This window comes from Streptomyces sp. NBC_00210 (genome assembly GCF_045160975.1).
GTDB lineage: Bacteria > Actinomycetota > Actinomycetes > Streptomycetales > Streptomycetaceae > Streptomyces.
Genome location: NZ_CP108120.1, coordinates 1295830 through 1315024 on the forward strand (window position 1 = coordinate 1295830; position 19195 = coordinate 1315024).

A 19195-nucleotide genomic window follows, 5' to 3' on the forward strand; every position below is an offset into this window, starting at 1 on the left:
GCTCGCGGTCTGCATCCCGCGCCCGGCCGGGCGCGGGATCAGGCCGCGTCCGCCGAACCCTCGGGCAGCAGGAAGTCCGCCTGCCCGGACTTGGCCCCCTCGATGAACGCCGCGATCTCGTTGGGGGTGTAGATCAGCGCGGGGCCGTCCGGGTCCGCGGACTGACGTACGGCGATCCGGCCGTCGGCAAGCTTCATGGTCTCGAAGCAGTTTCCGCCGTTGCCGCCGCTCCACGGCTTGCGCCAGCCCTCGTCGCCCAGTTCGGCGGCCGGCATGCCGTTGTAGATGTGGTCCATTCACAGCTCCTTGCGGAGACCTTTGAGGATCTCCTTCGTGCGTTGTGCAGTCGCGGCCTGAGCCGCCATGCGGTCCAGAACCTCCAGATGCGAGGCGACCTCGGGACGCGCGTCGAGATAGACGGCGCCGGTCAGATACTCGCTGTAGACCATGTCCGGGAGTTCGGGGACGGCGAACCGGAACAGCACGAACGGCCCATAGGTGCCGGGGTGGTGTCCGGTCGCGAACTCCGCGATCTGCAGGGTGACATGGGGCAGCTGCGCGCCTTCGAGCAGTTTGTCGATCTGTGCTCGCATGACGCCCGGGCCGCCGACGGGCCGGCGGAAGACCGTCTCGTCCATGATCACCCAGAACTTGGGTGCGTCGGGGCTGGTGAGCAGGGCCTGGCGTTCCATCCGCAGCGCCACATGGCGGTCGATGTCGGCCGGATCGGTCTGTCCGACGGCTCCGCCGAGCATGATCGCCCGGGCGTAGTCCTCGGTCTGCAGCAGACCTGGCACAAAGTGCGGCTCATACGCACGGATGAGGCCGGCCGCGCCCTCCAGGCTGACGTACATGCTGAACCAGCCCGGCAGGACGTCGTGAAAGCGCTGCCACCAGCCGGGCTTATTGGCCTCTTCAGCCAGCTCGATAAAACCGCGGGCCTCCTCGTCGGCGATCCCGTACGCATTCAGCAGCAGCTGAACATAAGGGATCTTCAGCGCAACCTCGGCGGTTTCCATCCGGCGGATGGTGCCTGCGGCCACGCGAAGCACCCGTGCCGCTTCTTCGCGTCTGAGTCCGGCTCGCTCCCGCAGATCCTGCAAGCGCTTACCCAGAACTACTTGACCCACGGTGGGGGCGGACCGCGGTTCACTCACTTCGAGACCTCCCCACGTGCTGTTGCGAGCAGTGTGCCACGCGCCTGCCTCAATGAATACGACCACTCTGGATTTTTCAGAGTGACCCTTGCCAAGGTGTCCATTGCGGCGGGACAGTGTCGTTGTGAACCGTGACGCGCTCACTGCCCAGCTCGTGGACCCATGCTCGGGGGCCGACCACCACCGGTATGGCTTCGAGTTGCCTGCGCGCGCCGAATTCGTCGCCCGAGCCAGAACGCTCGTGCGCGAGCGGCTCCGCTGCTGGCGCATAGGCGGGGATCTGCACGACACGGCGATGCTCGTCGTCTCCGAGCTGGTCACCAACGCAGTTGTACACACCGACGGCCACCTGGTGGCCTGCGAACTCCTCAACGGCGCCGAGCACTTGCGCATCACCGTGCAGGACCAGGGCTCCTCGCCCGCGGAACCTCATGTGTGCCACGGCATCGAGGAGGAACGCGGTCGCGGGCTGCTGCTGGTCGAGGCGGTGAGCAGCGCCTGGGGCGCGCACCACGCGAAGCAGGGCTCGGGCCGCATCGTCTGGGCGGAGCTGCAGCGCTCGGACGCTGTGTACGGAGCGGGATTTCGAGCGGGCTTTCCCTACGGGCCGGAGAGGCCGTGCTGAAGCACCTGGCGGTGTTCCTCGCACGGAGCGGCCGCCACGACAGCGAGACCCGGATGACCCGGCTCGCCCTCCCGCCCCCGCTGTCGGCCGATCTGGGCTGCGACGCCGTGGGCGTGCCCGCACGATTCGGCATCCGGCTGCTCGGGCTGCTGCCGCGCAACGGCTGCGTCTTCGCCGACGCCGACTGGTGGTGGTGGATCGTGCCCGCGGGCTCCGACCAGGAGCTGACCTGGCCGCTGCCGTCGCACTACGCCCGCGGGGCGCACGTACCGGCGACCAGGCCCCGGCTGATCCGCCGGCCCGACGACACCAGCCCCTACACAGCGCCGATACCGCTCTATCTGATGGCCTGCCAGCTCACCGGAACCACTCCCCTGTGGCCGGCGGGCGTCGGCAGTGCGCGCGGCGCGTGAGCTGGCCGGGGTTCAGCCCGAGCACCCTCCACGAGGACCGGGCGGCTAGTCTTCCGAGCATGTCAGAAGCCAATTCGAGCCCTGAGCGGCAGGGGCTCACACCACGTCAGGCACGCCACGTACGGATTGCTCTCTCCGCGGTCATCATGATCGCCGTAGGGGTCACTCTCGTACTGCGGCTCGGCAGCACCCACTCGGTGCTGACCATGGGCTTCTACGGCTTCGCGCTGATCCTCTCCGGCAGCGCGCTGGTCCTCAGCCGGCAGGGGCGCACTCGGGTGGCCACCGCGGTGCTGGGTGTCTGTGTCGCGCTGGCCCTCGTGGCGGAATGGGCAATCGATTCGATGCGCTGAGTCGGGCGGAACGCGAACGGGGAAAGGTCAGGCCCCCGCCCGGGGGATAGGCGGGGGCCTGGTCTTGGGGGTTGATCAGCTGCTGATCGGGGACACCGGTCAGTAGCGGTAGTGGTCGGACTTGTACGGGCCCTCGACCTCGACGCCGATGTAGGAGGCCTGCTCCGGGCGCAGGGTCGTCAGCTTCACGCCGAGCGAGTCGAGGTGGAGCCGGGCGACCTTCTCGTCCAGGTGCTTGGGCAGCACATAGACGTCGGTCGGGTACTCCTCGGGCTTGGTGAACAGCTCGATCTGGGCCAGCGTCTGGTCCGCGAAGCTGTTCGACATCACGAACGAGGGGTGACCGGTCGCGTTGCCCAGGTTCAGCAGACGGCCCTCGGAGAGCACGATCAGGACCTTGCCGTCGGGGAAGGTCCAGGTGTGCACCTGCGGCTTGACCTCGTCCTTGACGATGCCCGGGATCTGCGCCAGGCCGGCCATGTCGATCTCATTGTCGAAGTGGCCGATGTTGCCCACGATCGCCTGGTGCTTCATCTTGGCCATGTCCGCGGCCATGATGATGTCCTTGTTGCCGGTGGTCGTGACGAAGATGTCGGCCTTGTCGACGATCTCGTCGAGCGTGGTGACCTGGTAGCCGTCCATCGCCGCCTGCAGCGCGCAGATCGGGTCGATCTCGGTGACGATCACCCGTGCGCCCTGGCCGCGCAGGGACTCCGCGCAGCCCTTGCCCACATCGCCGTAGCCGCAGACGACGGCGGTCTTGCCACCGATCAGCACGTCGGTGGCACGGTTGATGCCGTCGATCAGCGAGTGGCGGCAGCCGTACTTGTTGTCGAACTTCGACTTGGTGACAGCGTCGTTCACGTTGATCGCCGGGAACAGCAGCGTGCCGTCACGGTGCATCTCGTACAGCCGGTGCACACCCGTCGTGGTCTCCTCCGTCACACCACGGATCTCCGAGGCCAGTTCGGACCACTTGATGGTGGAGCGGTTCAGCAGCTGGAGGACGATACGGAATTCCTCGTTGTCCGCCGTGGAGGGGTCGGGAACCTTGCCCGCCTTCTCGAACTCCACGCCCTTGTGCACCAGGAGTGTGGCGTCGCCGCCGTCGTCCAGGATCATGTTCGGGCCGGGATGGCCCGGCCAGGTCAGCGCCTGCTCCGTGCACCACCAGTACTCCTCCAGCGTCTCGCCCTTCCAGGCGAAGACCGGGATCCCGGCTGCAGCAATCGCCGCGGCGGCGTGGTCCTGGGTGGAGAAGATGTTGCAGGACACCCAGCGCACCTCGGCACCCAGGGCGACCAGGGTCTCGATCAGCACGGCCGTCTGCACGGTCATGTGCAGCGAACCGGTGATCCGGGCGCCGGCCAGCGGCTTGGTGGCGGCGTACTCCTTGCGGATCGACATCAGACCGGGCATCTCATGCTCGGCGAGAGTGATCTCCTTGCGACCGAACTCCGCGAGGGAAAGGTCGGCCACCTTGAAGTCAGTGGCGGACTGAGAGGGCATGGGTACTCCTCGTCTTCGTGACGCCCCGGTGTATCTCCACCGTCGCAGGCGATCGGTTCAGGGTGATGTAGTGCAGTCCCGGAGCGCCTTCGTCGAGCAGCCGCTCCGCCATCGCGATCGCATGGTCGACACCGATCCGATGAGCTTCCTGCGGCTTGTCCCGGGCGGCGAACAGCCGTCTGGCCAGGTCGTCCGGAAAGGCCGCGTTGCTGAGTTCGGCGAAGCGCCTGATCTGCCGGTAGTCGGTGGCCGGCATGATCTCGGGGATGATCGGGGTGTCGCACCCCGCCGCCGCGGCCCGATCGCGCAGCCGCAGGTAGTACTCCACGTCGAAGAACATCTGGGTGATCGCGTAGTCGGCGCCCGCGCGGCACTTGGCCGCGAAGTGCCTGATGTCGCTGTCCCAGTCCGGGGAGCGGGGGTGGCGCTCGGGGAAGGCCGCGACGCCGACACTGAAGTCCCCCAGTTCCCTGATGAGTTCGACGAGTTCGATGGCGTACGTCAGTCCCTGCGGATGCGACACCCAGGCGCCCTGCGGATCGCCGGGCGGGTCGCCGCGCAGGGCGAGTACGTCGCGGATGCCGGCGTCCGCGTACTGGCCGATGATGTGCCGCAGTTCGGCCACCGAGTGCCCGACGGCCGTCAGATGGGCGACCGGGCGCAGAGTGGTCTGTGCGGCGATCCTCTTCGTCACGGCGACGGTACGGTCCCGGGAGGATCCCCCCGCTCCGTACGTCACCGAGACGAAGGCCGGCGACAGGGATTCGATACGGCGGATCGCGTCCCAAAGGCGCTCTTCGCCGGCGTCGGTCTTGGGCGGGAAGAACTCGAAGGAGTACGACCGCTCCCCCGCCGCGAGCACATCGCGCAGAGTCCTCACAGCCGGGCCCTTCCCGCGTTGAAGTACTGGGCTTCGGGGTGGTGCAGGACGATCGCGTCGGTGGACTGCTCGGGGTGGAGCTGGAACTCCTCCGACAGCTGGACCCCGATCCGCTCGGGTTCAAGGAGCGACGCGATCTTGGCTCGATCCTCCAGATCCGGGCACGCACCGTAACCGAGCGAGAACCGCGCACCGCGGTACTTCAGCGCGAACATGTCCTCCATGTCGGTGGGGTCCTCGCCGGCGAAGCCGAGTTCGGCGCGCACCCGGGCGTGCCAGTACTCGGCCAGCGCCTCCGCCAACTGCACCGAGAGCCCGTGCAGTTCGAGATAGTCGCGATAGGCGTTGGTCTCGAACAGCTCGGCCGTCGCCCCGCCTATGCGGTTGCCGACCGTGACGATCTGCAGACCCACCACGTCGGTTTCGCCGGACTCCTCGGGGCGGAAGAAGTCGGCGAGGCAGAGGCGGCGGCCACGGCGCTGGCGGGGGAAGGAGAAGCGGGTGCGCTCGGAGCCGTCCTCGTTGAGCAGGATCAGGTCGTCGCCCTTGGACACGCAGGGGAAGTAGCCGTAGACCACGGCGGCTTCCAGCAGGCCCTGGGTGTGCAGCTGGTCCAGCCAGCCGCGCAGCCGCGGCCGTCCCTCCCTGTCCACCAGCTCCTCGTAGGTCGGGCCGTCACCGGCCCGTGTCTGCTTCAGTCCCCACTGGCCCTTGAACAGCGCACCCTCGTCCAGCCAGGACGCGTACTCCTTGAGCTGGATGCCCTTGATCACCCGGGTGCCCCAGAACGGCGGCCCGGGAATCGGATTGTCGATCGCCACATCGGAACGGGCCGCGCCCTCGGGCTCGGCGACCTCAAGGACGGGGGTCTCACGCCTGGCCACCCGGCGCTGCTTGAGCTCGGGAAGGACAGCCCCCGGAACGCCGCGCTTCACGGCGATCAGGGCATCCATCAGACGCAGGCCCTCGAAGGCGTCGCGGGCGTAGCGGACCTCGCCCTCGTAGATCTCGTGCAGGTCCTGCTCGACATACGCCCGGGTCAGCGCCGCACCGCCCAGGATGACCGGGTAGTCCGCGGCCATCTTGCGCTGGTTGAGCTCCTCCAGGTTCTCCTTCATGATCACCGTGGACTTCACCAGCAGACCCGACATCCCGATCACATCGGCCCGGTGCTCCTCGGCCGCCTCCAGGATCGCCGATACCGGCTGCTTGATGCCCAGATTCACCACGTTGTAGCCATTGTTGGACAGGATGATGTCGACCAGGTTCTTGCCGATGTCATGAACGTCACCACGCACCGTGGCCAGCACGATCGTGCCCTTGCCCGACCCACCCGACGATGAATCAGTCGACTTCTCCATGTGCGGCTCCAGATAGGCCACCGCGTTCTTCATGACCTCGGCCGACTGCAGCACGAACGGAAGCTGCATCTGCCCCGAACCGAACAGCTCACCGACCACCTTCATGCCCTCGAGCAGGGTGTCGTTGACGATCTCCAGAGCGGGACGTGTGGCCAGGGCTTCGTCCAGATCCCCTTCGAGGCCGTTCTTCTCGCCGTCGATGATGCGCCGCTTGAGGCGCTCCTCCAGCGGCAGGGCGAGCAGTTCCTGCGCCTTGCCCGCCTTCATCGACTTGGTGTCGACGCCCTCGAAGAGTTCGAGGAACTTCTGGAGCGGGTCATAGCCTTCGGCACGCCGGTCGTGGATCAGATCGAGAGCGACCTGGACATGCGCTTCCTCCAGCCGGGCTATCGGCAGGATCTTGGACGCGTGCACGATCGCCGAGTCCAGACCGGACTTCACACACTCGTCCAGGAACACGGAGTTCAATACGATCCGGGCGGCCGGATTCAGACCGAAGGAGATGTTCGACAGGCCCAGCGTGGTCTGCACATCGGGGCGGCGCCGCTTCAACTCACGTATGGCCTCAATGGTGTTGATGCCGTCCTTGCGGGACTCCTCCTGACCCGTGCAGATCGTGAACGTCAACGTGTCGATGAGGATGTCCGACTCGTGGATTCCCCAGTTCTCCGTGAGGTCCGCGATGATCCGCTCGGCGATGGCGACCTTGTTCTCGACCGTACGGGCCTGGCCCTCCTCATCGATCGTCAGCGCCATCAGCGCGGCGCCGTGCTCACGGGCCAGGGCGGTCACCTTCGCGAACCGCGACTCGGGACCGTCCCCGTCCTCGTAGTTCACGGAGTTGATGACCGCGCGGCCGCCGAGCTTCTCCAACCCGGCCCGGATGACGTCGACTTCGGTGGAGTCCAGCACGATCGGCAGAGTCGACGCGGTGGCGAAACGCCCGGCGAGTTCCTTCATGTCGGCGACGCCGTCACGCCCCACGTAGTCGACGCACAGGTCGAGCATGTGCGCGCCCTCGCGGATCTGGTCCCGGGCCATCTCCACACAGTCGTCCCAGCGGCCGTCCAGCATGGCCTCACGGAACTTCTTCGATCCATTCGCGTTCGTCCGCTCACCGATCGCGAGATACGACGTGTCCTGGCGGAACGGCACCGTCTGATACAGCGACGCCGCACCGGGCTCCGGACGCGGCTCGCGCTCGGTCGGCGTCAGATCGCGTACGCGCTCCACGACCTGGCGCAGATGCTCCGGCGTCGTACCGCAGCAGCCGCCGACCAGCGAAAGACCGTGCTCGCGTACGAACGCCTCATGGGCATCGGCCAGTTCGGCGGGGCTGAGCGGGTAGTGGGCGCCGTCCTTGCCCAGCACCGGCAGGCCGGCGTTGGGCATGGCCGACACCCTGGTCCGCGCATGGCGGGCCAGGTAGCGCAGGTGTTCATTCATTTCGGCCGGGCCGGTCGCACAGTTCAGCCCGATCATGTCGATGCCCAGCGGCTCCAGCGCGGTCAGCGCCGCGCCGATCTCCGAGCCCAGCAGCATCGTCCCGGTCGTCTCGACCGTCACCGAGCACAGCAGCGGAAGGTTCACTCCCGTGCGGTCCAGGGCCCGGCGGGCGCCCAGGATCGCTGCCTTGGTCTGCAGCAGATCCTGCGTCGTCTCCACCAGGAGCGCATCCGCGCCGCCCGCGATCATGCCCTCGGCGTTCTGCTGATAGGCATCGCGCAGCGTGACGTACGGGGCGTGGCCCAGGGTCGGCAGCTTGGTACCGGGCCCCATCGAGCCCAGCACCCAACGCTGCTGACCTGTCGACGCGGTGAACTCGTCGGCGACCTCACGCGCGATCCGCGCGCCCGCCTCCGACAGCTCGTACACCCGCTCGGGGATGTCGTACTCCCCCAGCGCCGCGAAATTCGCACCGAACGTATTCGTCTCGACGCAGTCCACGCCGACCTCGAAATAGGCCTCGTGGACCGCCCGCACGATGTCCGGACGCGTCACATTCAGTATCTCGTTGCAGCCCTCGAGATCCTCGAAGTCCTCCATCGACGGATCCTGCGCCTGAAGCATGGTGCCCATGGCCCCGTCCGCCACCACCACACGGGTGGCAAAGGCCTCGCGCAGGGCGTCGGCACGGGTTCCGCTCATCCCAGTGCCGCCACGTGCGGAGCCAGCTCGGCGGCGGCTTCTTCTCCGTAGGTGCCATTGATGCGTGCCAGCAGCTCGCCGCCGTTCAGCTCGGCCGGCTGCGGGCCCGTGGTCTCCAGCACGGTCGTGGCCAGTGCGCTGCCCAGATGGGCCGCGCTCTCAAGGCCCAGGCCCCAGGCGGTCGCCGCGAGGAAGCCCGCCCGGAAGGCGTCGCCGGCGCCGGTCGGCTCAAGGGCGCCGTTCGGCGGCACCGCCGACACCTCGACGGGCCGCAGCCCGGCGCGTGCGATGTGGACGCCGTCCGCGCCCCGGGTGGTGACCCAGGTGCCGACCCGGCCCAGGATCTGCTGTTCGGTCCAGCCGGTCTTCTCCTGGATGAGCACGCTCTCGTACTCATTGGTGAACAGATAGGCGGGGTGGGCGAGCAGTTCGCGCACATCGTCACGTTGCAGGAAGGCGAGTTGCTGGGACGGGTCGGCGGCGAAGGCCAGTCCCAGGCTGTTGCACTCACGGGTGTGGCGGATCATCGCGCCGGGGTCATTCGGCGAGATCACCACCAGGTCAAGACCGCCGGCCCGTTCCCGCACCGGGGCCAGCTCGATGGTGCGGGCTTCGCTCATGGCTCCGGGATAGAAGGAGCCGATCTGGTTGTTGTCTGCGTCGGTCGTGCACACGAAGCGCGCGGTGTGCAGCGTCTCGCTGATGTGCACCGAGTCGGTGTCGACGCCGTTCTCCTTGAGCCAGATCTGGTAGTCGGCGAAGTCCGCGCCCACCGCTCCGACGAGATAGGGGCCGATGCCCAGCCGTCCGAGGCCGAAGGCGATGTTCGCGGCGACGCCGCCGCGCCGGATGTCCAGCTCTTCGACGAGGAAGGAGAGCGAGACCTTGTCGAGGCTGCCGGCGATCAGCTGCTCGGTGAACCGGCCGGGAAAGACCATCAGGTGGTCCGTTGCGATCGAACCAGTTACGGCTATGCGCACGGTCACTGCTCCTTGGCTCGTATGGCTCGGTTGGCTCGGTTGGGCTCAGTCGGCGATGGCTGCCTGGCGCAGCTTCTCCGCGCGGTCGGTGGACTCCCAGGTGAAGTCGGGGAGGTCGCGGCCGAAGTGGCCGTACGCGGCGGTCTGGGCGTAGATGGGACGCAGCAGGTCGAGGTCGCGGATGATCGCCGCCGGACGCAGGTCGAAGACCTGGTCGATGGCCCGCTGGATGTCCGGCACGGGCACGGTCTCGGTGCCGAAGGTCTCCACGAAGAGACCGACCGGGTCCGCCTTGCCGATCGCGTAGGCGACCTGGACCTCGCAGCGGTGTGCGAGACCGGCGGCGACCACGTTCTTGGCGACCCAGCGCATCGCGTAGGCGGCGCTGCGGTCCACCTTGGACGGGTCCTTGCCGGAGAAGGCGCCGCCGCCGTGGCGGGACATGCCGCCGTAGGTGTCGATGATGATCTTGCGGCCGGTCAGGCCGGCGTCGCCGACCGGGCCGCCGATCTCGAACCGGCCGGTCGGGTTGACCAGCAGCCGGTAGCCCTCGGTGCGCAGCTGCACGCCGTCCTCGATGAGCTCCTGGAGCACGGGGCGTACGACGCAGTCGCGGATGTCCGGGATCAGCAGCGAGTCCAGGTCGATGCCGGGCGCGTGCTGCGAGGAGACGACCACGGTGTCGAGACGGACGGCCGCGTCGCCGTCGTACTCGATGGTGACCTGGGTCTTGCCGTCGGGCCGCAGGTAGGGGACGGTGCCGTTCTTGCGGACCTCGGTGAGGCGCTTGGCGAGCCGGTGGGCGAGCGTGATCGGCAGGGGCATCAGCTCGGGCGTCTCGTCGGAGGCGTAGCCGAACATCAGGCCCTGGTCGCCGGCGCCCTGCTCGCTCAGCTCGTCACCTCCTTCACCTGCGGCGGACCCCTCGACGCGCTTCTCGTAGGCGGTGTTGACGCCCTGGGCGATGTCGGGCGACTGGGCACCGATGGAGACCGAGACGCCGCAGGAGGCGCCGTCGAATCCCTTCGCCGACGAGTCGTAGCCGATCTTGAGCACGGTCTCCCTGACCAGGCTCTGGATGTCGGCGTACGCATTGGTGGTGACCTCTCCGGCCAGGTGGACCTGGCCGGTGGTGATCAGCGTTTCGACGGCGACGCGCGACTTCGGGTCCTGCGCCAGCAGCGCATCGAGGACCGCGTCGCTGATCTGGTCAGCGATCTTGTCGGGGTGGCCCTCGGTCACTGACTCCGAGGTGAACAGGCGAAGGGACACGAATCCTCCAATTGCCGGGCGTGGTAGGCGCGTTGACGTGCTGTCCATGGGTGTCGCAGGTGCCGCACTGCGGTCAGGCTGCGCTCCGTCCCTGCAAGGGGGCTCGAAGGCGGCTAAACGAAGCTATTCGGCTGTCGGCTGGGCGCTGCGGGATCCGAACCACTCGATCCAGTTCATCGCGAAGAAGACATCGCCGGAGATCTTCAGCCGTCCGCTGATGAAGGCGTCCGTGCCCTTCAACTCCCCGGTGGCCAGGGCGAGGAGGTCTTGCATGTCCACCCCGATGGTCGCGTTCGGAGTGCCGGCGTCGCGGGCCGATGTGCAGTGGCCGTCGGTGACCGTGACATAGCGGTGCCGCACCCCTGAAGGGGTGTTGACCTCGTAGTGGAAGATACCGCCGCGGCCTCTGGTGCGTTCGGGGCGGAAGCAGGCACGGAACCAGACGAACACCAGGTCGAGCATCCGGTCGTCGTCGTGGAGAGGGAGCTCGCCGACGAGTTCACCGGATGCCTCCGCGACCTCGGCGATGTCCCTCAGCCGCAGGTGCCGTTCATCCTCGTCGGTCACGGCCGGCCCCCCTTCCCCTTGGTGGCGGCGGTGGTGTGCTCGATGAGTACGGAGGCGTCCTTGTCGCCGTCGCCCGCGGCAACCGCGGCGGCGAAGCTTTCCCGCACCGTGTCGAGTACGGGCAGGCGCACTCCGGCCAGAGCCGCGTCATCGATGGCCAGGCGCAGGTCCTTCTCCATCAGGGTGGAGCGGAAGAAGGCGGGCTCGTAGCTGGACTTGCGCATCAGCTCGGCGCGGAACCGCATCACGATGGAGCTGAATCCGCTGCCGGCGATGGCACCGAGGAGGCTGTCCCGGTCGAGTCCCGCCTCCACTCCGTAGGCGACGGCTTCGGCGAGCGAGGCGACCTGGGCCCCCAGCAGCAGATTGAAGATGAGCTTGATGGTGGCCGCGGTGCCCGGCGCGCCCAGGTGGACGACCTCGCTGCCGATGGTGTCGAGCAGCGGGCGGACCTCGTCGATGTCCGCCTGCTCGCCGCTGGTGTATACGCGCAGCTTGCCCTCGCGGGCCTGGAAGGGGTTGCCGACGACACAGGCCTCCACCCGGCGCAGCCCGGCGGCCGACAGCCTGGCGGCGGACTCCTTCGCATAGTCCGGGGAGACGGTGGAGGTGTCGATGACGACGGCGCCGGGGGCGAGTACGGGCACGATCTGCCCGAACAGCACGTCCTCGACGGCCGGTTCGTCGCTCAGGCTGAGCACGACGACGGACGCTCCCGCCGCCGCTTCGGCCGCGCTCGCGGCAACCGCGGCGCCCGCCTGGGCCAGCGGCGTGGTCTTGGCGACGGTGCGGTTGAAGACGGTGAGCGCCCGGCCGGAGTCGATGAGGCTGTGCGCCATCCCGGCGCCCATGTTGCCGAGGCCGATGAACGCCACCCGGTCCGCGGCGGGGGCCGTCGTCCGCTGTGCCGGCACTTCGGCGACGGGCGGCGCGGGCGGCAGGTCGTACACCGTCTGCGTCACCGTCATATGGCCGCCGCTGCGGTACGGCTGGAGCCTGCGCCGGTGCTCCACATGCGCCTCGCTGAGCTCGAAGGCGCGGAAGGTGGGCTCGTCCTGCCAGTCGGTGATGACGTAGTAGACGCGCTCCTCCTCGACCGAGCGCACCAGCGTCTGCCCTCGGTTGGCGGGCTGCCTGGCGATGACCGAGGCAACCTCCCACCACACCTTCTCGAACTCCTCCTGCACGCCCGGGAGGATCTCCATCCGCAGGATCACGCGGAACGGTGGATTGCCGGCCATGATGTCTGCCTCCAAGCGCAAGGTCCCTTGAGCACGATGAAGGGCCTGTCTTCCGGATCTTGCCGGGCTCGCGTGCCGTGGCACGCGCTTCCGACGCCGCTCACTGATCCGGCCTGACCCGAACGACAGGCCCTGAGCGCCACGGTCTCCGCCGCCGCTCAATGCCCGATCGAGGGCTGCTCCGGCCCGCGCGAGGGGCACGGCCGATCCCCGCTCAAGAGGACTTCGAGGCCGGTGCCAAAACATGGCCCGGGCACGCCACGACCCCGCCCGTCCGGTAACCGAGAAAGGAGTTCGTCTGTGACGACTCACGCTTCCCTCACGGACACGTCCAGCCCTGAGGCGCTGATCCGGATCGGCACCGCCTTCTGCACCGCCAAGATCCTGCTGAGCGCGCTTGAACTGGACCTCTTCTCCACCCTCGCCGCCGGACCCGCCACCAAGGACGAACTGGCCTCGTCGGCGGGCCTGCACCCGCGCGGCTCGGAAGACTTCATCGCCGCTCTGGTCACCCTGGGTCTTGTCGAGGTGGAGGACGGCCGCTACCGCAACAGCCCGGCCGCCGACAAGTTCCTCGACCGCAACAAGCGCAGCTACGCGGGCGGGTTCCTGGAGCGCGCCAACTCGATGCTGTACCCGGCGTGGGAGAACCTCACCGCGGCGCTGCAGACCGGAGAGCCCCAGGTCAAGGGCAAGGAGGGGGACATCGTCGGGCAGATGGGCGACGACCCCGACCATCTGCGCCAGTTCCTCACCATGATGGACTCGCTCAACAGCCTGGTCGCCCCGAGGCTCGCCGCCGCCTTCGACTTCTCGGCGTACGAGACCTTCGTCGACGTCGGCGGCGCCCGCGGCAATCTGTCCGCACTGCTTCTCGAGGCGCACCCGAAGCCGAAGGCGACCGTCTTCGATCTGCCGCACATGGGCTGGGCCTTCGACGAGCACATGGAGAAGCTGGGCACCAGGGACCGCATCAGCTTCGTCGGCGGCAACTTCTTCGTCGACCAGCTGCCCGAGGGCGATGTGCTGATCATGGGGCACGTCCTGCACAACTGGAACGCCGAGGAGCGCCAGGGCCTGATCGCCAAGGCGTACCAGGCGGTGCGTCCCGGTGGCGCGCTGCTGGTGTACGACCGCATGGTCGCCGACCAGCCGACCGATCTGGTCAATCTGCTGATCAGCCTGGACATGCTGCTGGTCACCCACACCGGCTCGGAGTACAGCACGGCCGACTGTGCCGCGTGGATGCGCGCGGCCGGCTTCTCGCGCACCGAGTCCAAGGTGCTGAGCAACACCGACTCGCTCGTCATCGCCCACAAGGACGAGTGACACGCGATGCGACTCGGGATCAATCTCGTTCCCCAGGGCTGCGCGGAGACGGCGCAGGAAGCCGAACGGCTCGGCTTCGACGTCGCCGCGGCGCCCGAGGGGTTCCGCTCGGACGCGGTCTCCGTGCTGGGCTGGGTGGCCGCGCGGACCAGCCGTATCGGTCTGCTCTCCACGGTCATCCAGATCCCGGCGCGCACTCCGGTGAGCATGGCGCTGACCGCGGCGACGCTGGACGGACTGTCCGGTGGCCGGTTCCGGCTCGGGCTGGGGATCTCCAACTCCCATGTGACGGAGGGCTGGCACGGCACGCCGTTCGCCAAGCCGCTCGCCCGCACGAGGGAGTACGTGGAGATCGTGCGGCGCACGCTGGCGCGGGACGAAGTCACCTACGCCGGCAAGCACTTCGCGCTGCCGATGCCGGGCGGCACCGGCGGTGCGTTCCGGCTCACCACCGAGCCCGCGCATCCGCGGCTGCCGGTGTACCTGGCCGCGGTCGGCCCGCGCAGCCTGCAGCTGACCGGCGAGATCGCGGACGGCTGGGTGGGGGTGTTCTGCTCCCCCGAGCTCGCCGAGGAAGCGCTGATCGAGCTGCGTACGGGACGTCAGCGGGCGGGACTTGACCTGGAGGGTTTCGACGCCTTCGTGTCCGCCCCGATGGCGGTCGGCTCGGACGTACGGTCCGCGGCCGAGGCCATCAGCCACTATGTCGCCCGCTTTATGAGCCTCGGCGACAAGGACAGCAACTTCTACTACCGGCTGGCCGTGCGGATGGGCCATGAGAAGGCCGCCGACGAGGTCCAGGAGCGGTTCACGGCCGGGGACGCGCGCGGTGCCGCCGCGGCCGTGCCGGTCGAATTCATCGACAGCACCTCGCTGTTGGGGCCGCCCGCGCGGATCGCCCGCCGGATGTCCGACTTCGCCGCCGCGGGCGTCACCACCCTCGGGATCTCGCCGTACGCGCCGACGCTGGAGGGCCAGTTGTCCCTGGTGCGCGCGGCGGCCGAGGCGCACCGGCAGGCAGGTCTCGGCGACTGACGAGAGCAACGCACCGGAAGGGGCGAGCGACACATGCGGGTGCTGTTCACGAGCTGGGCATGGCCGACCCACTACTACCAGATGGTGCCGCTGGCCTGGGCGCTGCGGGCGGCCGGTCATGAGGTGCGGGCGGCCAGCGCGCCCGCGCTGAGCGCGACGATCGCCGCGTCCGGGGTGTCCGCCGTGGCGGTCGGGGACGACAGCGTCGACGCGGTCGCCCGGATCCGCGACTACATACCCGGGCGGGCGCCCGTGTCGGCCGGCCGGCCGACACGTGCCAAGGGGCCGCGGGCGGTGTCGCTCTTTGCCGATCTGGCCTCGGCGATGGCGGACGATCTGGTCGCGTACGGCCGCGCCTGGCGGCCGGACCTCATTGTTTTCGAACCCACCGCGTATGCGGGGCCATTGGCGGCGACGGTGCTCGGGATTCCGTCCGTGCGCTTTCCCTGGGGTGCGGATCTGATGCACCGCGCGGGGGCCGTGGAGCTGGAGCGCGAGGTCATGGCCCCGCTCTGCGAGCGCTTCGGCCTCGACGGCGTCGATCTGCTGGGCAGCCTGACGCTCGATCCCTGCCCGGCAGCCATGCAGGTGCCGGCGGTCGAGGCGGCGCGGCCGATCACGCGGCAGCCGGTCCGCCCGGTGCCGTACAACGGTTCCGGGTCGCTGCCCGTGCCGCTGCCCCCGGTCGAGCGCCGCAGGCCGCGCGTCTGCGTGACCTGGGGCACGACGGTCGGACGGCTGGACGGGGAGATGTATCTCGCGCCGCGGATCGTCGCCGCGCTCGACTCGCTCGACGTCGGGATCGTGGTCGCGGTGGCCCGGGAGCAGCGCCATCTGCTGGGTGCCGTGCCCGAGCGGGTAAAGGTGCTGAACTCGGTGCCGCTGCACGCCGTACTGCCGCACTGCGACGCGGTGGTGGCGCACGGCGGCGCGGGCACGATCCTCACCTCGCTCGCCGCCGGGCTGCCGCAGCTGGTGGTTCCCCAGCTCATCGACCACACTTTCAACGCCCAGCGGTTCACGGCCACCGGGGCGGGGCTGAGCCTCGCCAAGGACGAGGCCGAGCCGGAGCGGATCCGTACGGCCGTGCGCGAACTGCTTCAGGAGCCCGCGTACCGCAAGGCCGCGCAGGAAGTGCGCCACGAGATCCAGCAGCGTCCGGCGCCCGCCCATGTGGTCGACGTCCTCACCGGGCTCGCGGCAGCGGGCTCGGCCACCACCGACCCGGCCGAAGGAGGCCGCTGATGCTGATCGGTGTGGGACTCCCCTCCACCGTCCCCGGCGCCCGCCGGGAGGAGATCATCGACTGGGCGCGCCAGGCCGAGCAGTTCGGCTTCTCGACGCTCGGCGTACTCGACCGCCTGGTGTACGACAACTACGAGCCGCTGATCGCGCTCGCGGCGGCCGCCGCGGTGACCGACCGGATCAAGCTGGCGACGACCGTGCTGACCCCGCCGTACCGCAACAACACCCCTCTGCTGGCCAAGCAACTGGCCTCGCTCGACCGCCTCTCCGGGGGGCGGCTGACGCTGGGGGTGGCGGCGGGCAACCGCGAGGACGACTTCGCGGTGTCGGGCGTCCCGCACTCCGCGCGCGGTCCCGTGCTCGACTCCCTGCTGGTGGATCTGCGCCGGATCTGGGGCGGCGACGGCCTGGGCCTCGACCGTCCGGTCGGCCCGACGCCGACGACGCTGCCGCCGGTGCTCATCGGCGGCACGTCCGACGCGGCGTTCCGGCGCGCGGCGCAGTACGGCCGCGGCTGGATCGCCGGCGGCAGCTCCCCCTCCGGCTATCGGGCCAACGCCGTGCAGGTAAAAGCGGCTTGGGCGAAGGCCGGCCGGATGGACCGGCCGCATCTGGTGACACTGCTCTACTTCTCGCTGGGCACGGCTGCCACCGACCGGGCGAAGGAGTATCTGCTGGACTACTACGCCTTCAGCGGGCGCGCCGAGTCGATCGTGGGCATGGCGTTCACCGATGCGGACCGGCTGCGGCGGGCGGTGAAGGAGTACGAGGAGGCGGGCTGCGACGAGATCGTCTTCATGCCCTGCGGCAGCGACACCGGCCAGCTGGAACTCCTCGCCGACGCAGTGCTCTGAAGGAGCTGACGACGAATGACACCGGTACTCCGCTCCCGTACGGCGCTTGTGACGGGCGCCAATCGGGGGCTCGGCCTCGCGGTCAGCGCCCTGCTGCACGCCCGGGGGTTTCGGGTGGTGCTCGGCGGACGCGACGAGGAGGCGGTGACGGCCGCCGCAGATTCGCTCGGCGAGGGCGCGGCGGCCGTCGTCCTCGATGTGTCGGACGACGCCTCGGTCAAGAGCGCGGCCGAACGGGTGGGGCGCGTCGACGTCCTGGTGAACAACGCGGGGACCTTCTTGGACCGCGGAGACGCGCCGTCCGCAGTGCCCCTCTCGCTGGTGGAAGCCACGCTCTCGGTGAACGTGCTGGGCGCCTGGCGGGTCTCCCAGGCATTTCTGCCCGGGATGGTGGAGCACGGCTGGGGACGCGTCGTGATGGTCTCCAGCGGTACGGGCTCCTTCACCAACGGGCTCTTCCCGCAGGCTCCGGCGTACTCGGTCTCCAAGGCCGCGCTCAACGCGGTGACGGTGCTGCTTGCCAAGGAGACGGCGGGCACGGGGGTGCTGGTGAACGCGGTGAACCCCGGCTTGGTCCGCACCCGGATGCGTCCCGAGGCCGAGCGGTCCGCCGAGGACGCGGCAGGGGACATCGCGTATGCGGCGACGCTGCCGGACGGGGCGCCGAGCGGGGTGTTCTTCCGCAGCGGGGCGGTTGTTGGCTGGTGAGCGGCGGGGCTTCCTGCCGGCGCTGCACGTACTTGTCGCCCTGCCGCTCTACGCCAACGGCGATATGCACGGGTGGCTCATGGCGTGGCACCTCCTCGACTGGGTCGTGATCCTGGTGGTGCTGGGGCTGGTGCACCGCCCCGAGCCCGCGTACGTCTACTTCGATCAACGGGCGGGCGTGAGGATGGACATCACTCCCCGATCCTCTGCCGGCGTGACGACGAGTGTCAGGGGCTGCCCAGCGTGCGGCGCTGGTGGGCGAGGTGTCGGAGGCGGGCGGCCGTGACATGCTGCCGCAGTTGGGTGTCGAGGCGCTCGCGGGTGAGCAGGTCCGCTGCCCACCATTTGTCCCGGGCCTCCGGGCGCGCGCCGAGGCGGAGGCGCTGGCAGCGGCAGGGCCTGTAGCGCGAGCGGTCGTAGTAGTCGGGACCGGTACTGGGATCCCACTGTGCCAGTAGGACACTGACGGCTGTTTCCTTGTAGTGCTCGGCCAGTTCCCGCACCCGGTCGGCGTGCGTCAGCAGCTCCAGTTCCCAGCACATCGCGCAGTGCCCGCACCAGGGCACCGACCCCTCGTTGGTGCGAATCACGTCGCCGATGGCGTCGGCCAGCGATGGGGGCAGGCAGCCGCTGGTCCCGAGGTGGGCAAGCTGTCCAAGGCTCCTGACGGAGTGGGGTGCCACCCAGGCCGCATTGATGTGCCCCGCGGCCAGGACTTGGTCCTCGCCATCGGGGTGCTGGGCGAGCAGGCGGACGTCGAACAACGCCCTTTCCTCCCCGTCGGCTCCGAATCCCGCGTCAGGCGGGTCGATTGCCCAGCTGAGGTGGTACTCCAGGGCGCCGGCGGCAGGGGGAATGTCCAACGGACAGTGGACGACGCGCGGTTGCTCCGTCTGCACCAGGGGCGTGACGTCCGCCGGCCGATCCTCCGAGGAGGCGGTACGGCGTCGCATTGAGGTGATCCGGGCGCAGAACAGGCGCAACCGCAGGACGACACCGGACGCCGGATCGAGATCAGCCGGGGGCTCCGCCACGATCACGGCGTGCCCTTCGAGAACTCCGGCTCGCACCTCCGGCGCGAAACGCAGGGTGAGCCCGCCGGATTCGGCATCGCGCACCGGAAGCACGCCCCCTTCGAACAAGTCACATCGTCCCGGATGACGTTACGGTGGCTCACTCCACTCAGAAAGGGGACCCCACCCATGACCCCCGATGGACTCTTCGACGACATCGCTGCCGACCTCGCGCCGCTCGGCGCCGTCGCAGGTGCGATGTTCGGCAAACGCGCCCTCAAAGCCCACGGCAAGGCCTTCGCCTGCCTCAAAGGCGACCACCTTGCCTTCAAACTCGGCGAGGGCACCCCCACCCATGCCGAAGCCCTCGCCCTCCCTCAAGCTGAACTCTTCGATCCGTCCGGCAACCACCGCCCCTTCAAGGACTGGGTCTCCGTTCCTCACGCCCACGCCGCACAGTGGCCGAACCTGGCCGAAGCCGCGCTGAACAACCTCACCTCATGAC

19 protein-coding genes are annotated in these 19195 nt (G+C 69.0%); 9 read left to right on the plus strand and 10 right to left on the minus strand.

Features of this window, described 5'->3' with window-relative positions; all coding sequences use genetic code 11:
* Window positions 1-38: 38 nt before the first annotated feature.
* A complete protein-coding gene (locus tag OG729_RS05845) occupies window positions 39-296 on the minus strand; it encodes a DUF397 domain-containing protein (protein ID WP_360882714.1) in 258 nt (85 codons plus the stop codon).
* On the minus strand, window positions 297-1157 hold the full coding sequence (locus tag OG729_RS05850; RefSeq protein ID WP_405804718.1) for a helix-turn-helix domain-containing protein: 861 nt from the start codon (window positions 1155-1157) through the stop codon (window positions 297-299). It lies immediately after the preceding gene.
* Between the two features lie 124 nt (window positions 1158-1281).
* Between OG729_RS05850 and OG729_RS05855 the strand changes: the two genes are divergently transcribed.
* Genes OG729_RS05855 through OG729_RS05865 form a run of 3 tightly spaced genes read left to right on the plus strand, consistent with a single transcriptional unit; the run spans window position 1282 to window position 2548 of the window.
* A complete protein-coding gene (locus tag OG729_RS05855) occupies window positions 1282-1782 on the plus strand; it encodes an ATP-binding protein (RefSeq protein ID WP_405804719.1) in 501 nt (166 codons plus the stop codon).
* A 53-nt stretch (window positions 1783-1835) separates the two neighbouring features.
* On the plus strand, window positions 1836-2195 hold the full coding sequence (locus OG729_RS05860) for a hypothetical protein (protein WP_360882822.1): 360 nt from the start codon (window positions 1836-1838) through the stop codon (window positions 2193-2195).
* Between the two features lie 59 nt (window positions 2196-2254).
* A complete protein-coding gene (locus OG729_RS05865) occupies window positions 2255-2548 on the plus strand; it encodes a hypothetical protein (protein WP_360882705.1) in 294 nt (97 codons plus the stop codon).
* Window positions 2549-2647: 99 nt separating this feature from the next.
* Here the strand turns inward: OG729_RS05865 and ahcY are convergent, their stop codons facing one another.
* The 7 genes from ahcY to OG729_RS05900 form a co-directional block, all read right to left on the minus strand.
* Window positions 2648-4057, minus strand: coding sequence for an adenosylhomocysteinase (ahcY, locus tag OG729_RS05870; protein WP_405804720.1), 1410 nt, complete (start codon window positions 4055-4057; stop codon window positions 2648-2650).
* Window positions 4035-4937 (minus strand): methylenetetrahydrofolate reductase [NAD(P)H], encoded by a 903-nt coding sequence (metF, locus tag OG729_RS05875; protein ID WP_405804722.1) that lies wholly within the window; start codon window positions 4935-4937, stop codon window positions 4035-4037. The genes ahcY and metF overlap by 23 nt, the downstream gene beginning before the upstream one ends.
* Window positions 4934-8446: a methionine synthase gene (gene metH / locus OG729_RS05880; RefSeq protein ID WP_405804723.1), complete on the minus strand. Its 3513-nt coding sequence runs from the start codon at window positions 8444-8446 to the stop codon at window positions 4934-4936. The genes metF and metH overlap by 4 nt, the downstream gene beginning before the upstream one ends.
* Window positions 8443-9426: a carbohydrate kinase family protein gene (locus OG729_RS05885; RefSeq protein ID WP_360884565.1), complete on the minus strand. Its 984-nt coding sequence runs from the start codon at window positions 9424-9426 to the stop codon at window positions 8443-8445. The genes metH and OG729_RS05885 overlap by 4 nt, the downstream gene beginning before the upstream one ends.
* 45 nt (window positions 9427-9471) lie before the next feature.
* Window positions 9472-10698, minus strand: coding sequence for a methionine adenosyltransferase (gene metK, locus OG729_RS05890; protein WP_405804725.1), 1227 nt, complete (start codon window positions 10696-10698; stop codon window positions 9472-9474).
* Window positions 10699-10821: 123 nt separating this feature from the next.
* Entirely contained in the window at window positions 10822-11265 is a 444-nt protein-coding gene (locus OG729_RS05895) for an SCP2 sterol-binding domain-containing protein (protein ID WP_360884570.1), read from the minus strand.
* Complete coding sequence (locus OG729_RS05900) at window positions 11262-12506, minus strand: NAD(P)-binding domain-containing protein (protein WP_405804726.1); 1245 nt, start codon at window positions 12504-12506, stop codon at window positions 11262-11264. Before OG729_RS05900 ends, OG729_RS05895 begins: the two co-directional genes overlap by 4 nt.
* 300 nt (window positions 12507-12806) lie before the next feature.
* Here OG729_RS05900 and OG729_RS05905 point away from each other — a divergent pair, with 300 nt between their 5' ends.
* Genes OG729_RS05905 through OG729_RS05925 form a run of 5 tightly spaced genes read left to right on the plus strand, consistent with a single transcriptional unit; the run spans window position 12807 to window position 17677 of the window.
* Complete coding sequence (locus OG729_RS05905) at window positions 12807-13835, plus strand: methyltransferase (protein WP_405804728.1); 1029 nt, start codon at window positions 12807-12809, stop codon at window positions 13833-13835.
* Between the two features lie 6 nt (window positions 13836-13841).
* Window positions 13842-14870 carry an LLM class flavin-dependent oxidoreductase gene (locus tag OG729_RS05910; protein ID WP_360884579.1) on the plus strand — a complete coding sequence of 343 codons (1029 nt, stop codon included), beginning with the start codon at window positions 13842-13844 and terminating at the stop codon, window positions 14868-14870.
* Between the two features lie 33 nt (window positions 14871-14903).
* Window positions 14904-16115 (plus strand): nucleotide disphospho-sugar-binding domain-containing protein, encoded by a 1212-nt coding sequence (locus OG729_RS05915; protein ID WP_405804730.1) that lies wholly within the window; start codon window positions 14904-14906, stop codon window positions 16113-16115.
* Window positions 16115-16969 (plus strand): LLM class flavin-dependent oxidoreductase, encoded by an 855-nt coding sequence (locus tag OG729_RS05920; RefSeq protein ID WP_405804732.1) that lies wholly within the window; start codon window positions 16115-16117, stop codon window positions 16967-16969. The genes OG729_RS05915 and OG729_RS05920 overlap by 1 nt, the downstream gene beginning before the upstream one ends.
* Window positions 16970-16984: 15 nt before the next feature.
* Window positions 16985-17677, plus strand: coding sequence for an SDR family NAD(P)-dependent oxidoreductase (locus tag OG729_RS05925; RefSeq protein ID WP_360884587.1), 693 nt, complete (start codon window positions 16985-16987; stop codon window positions 17675-17677).
* A 227-nt stretch (window positions 17678-17904) separates the two neighbouring features.
* Here OG729_RS05925 and OG729_RS05930 read toward each other — a convergent pair whose 3' ends face one another.
* Entirely contained in the window at window positions 17905-18795 is an 891-nt protein-coding gene (locus OG729_RS05930; RefSeq protein WP_405804734.1) for a hypothetical protein, read from the minus strand.
* An 84-nt stretch (window positions 18796-18879) separates the two neighbouring features.
* Here OG729_RS05930 and OG729_RS05935 point away from each other — a divergent pair, with 84 nt between their 5' ends.
* Window positions 18880-19194, plus strand: a complete 315-nt coding sequence (locus tag OG729_RS05935) for a hypothetical protein (protein ID WP_405804736.1) — start codon at window positions 18880-18882, stop codon at window positions 19192-19194.
* The last annotated feature ends 1 nt before the right edge of the window (window position 19195 follow it).

Coding starts and splice junctions, on each gene's coding strand:
- OG729_RS05845 (WP_360882714.1), bottom strand. CDS start 296: ATGGACCACATCTACAACGGCATGCCGGCCGCCGAACTGGGCGACGAG.
- OG729_RS05860 (WP_360882822.1), top strand. CDS start 1,836: ATGACCCGGCTCGCCCTCCCGCCCCCGCTGTCGGCCGATCTGGGCTGC.
- OG729_RS05865 (WP_360882705.1), top strand. CDS start 2,255: ATGTCAGAAGCCAATTCGAGCCCTGAGCGGCAGGGGCTCACACCACGT.
- ahcY (WP_405804720.1), bottom strand. CDS start 4,057: ATGCCCTCTCAGTCCGCCACTGACTTCAAGGTGGCCGACCTTTCCCTC.
- metH (WP_405804723.1), bottom strand. CDS start 8,446: ATGAGCGGAACCCGTGCCGACGCCCTGCGCGAGGCCTTTGCCACCCGT.
- OG729_RS05900 (WP_405804726.1), bottom strand. CDS start 12,506: ATGGCCGGCAATCCACCGTTCCGCGTGATCCTGCGGATGGAGATCCTC.
- OG729_RS05910 (WP_360884579.1), top strand. CDS start 13,842: ATGCGACTCGGGATCAATCTCGTTCCCCAGGGCTGCGCGGAGACGGCG.
- OG729_RS05915 (WP_405804730.1), top strand. CDS start 14,904: ATGCGGGTGCTGTTCACGAGCTGGGCATGGCCGACCCACTACTACCAG.
- OG729_RS05920 (WP_405804732.1), top strand. CDS start 16,115: ATGCTGATCGGTGTGGGACTCCCCTCCACCGTCCCCGGCGCCCGCCGG.
- OG729_RS05925 (WP_360884587.1), top strand. CDS start 16,985: ATGACACCGGTACTCCGCTCCCGTACGGCGCTTGTGACGGGCGCCAAT.
- OG729_RS05935 (WP_405804736.1), top strand. CDS start 18,880: ATGACCCCCGATGGACTCTTCGACGACATCGCTGCCGACCTCGCGCCG.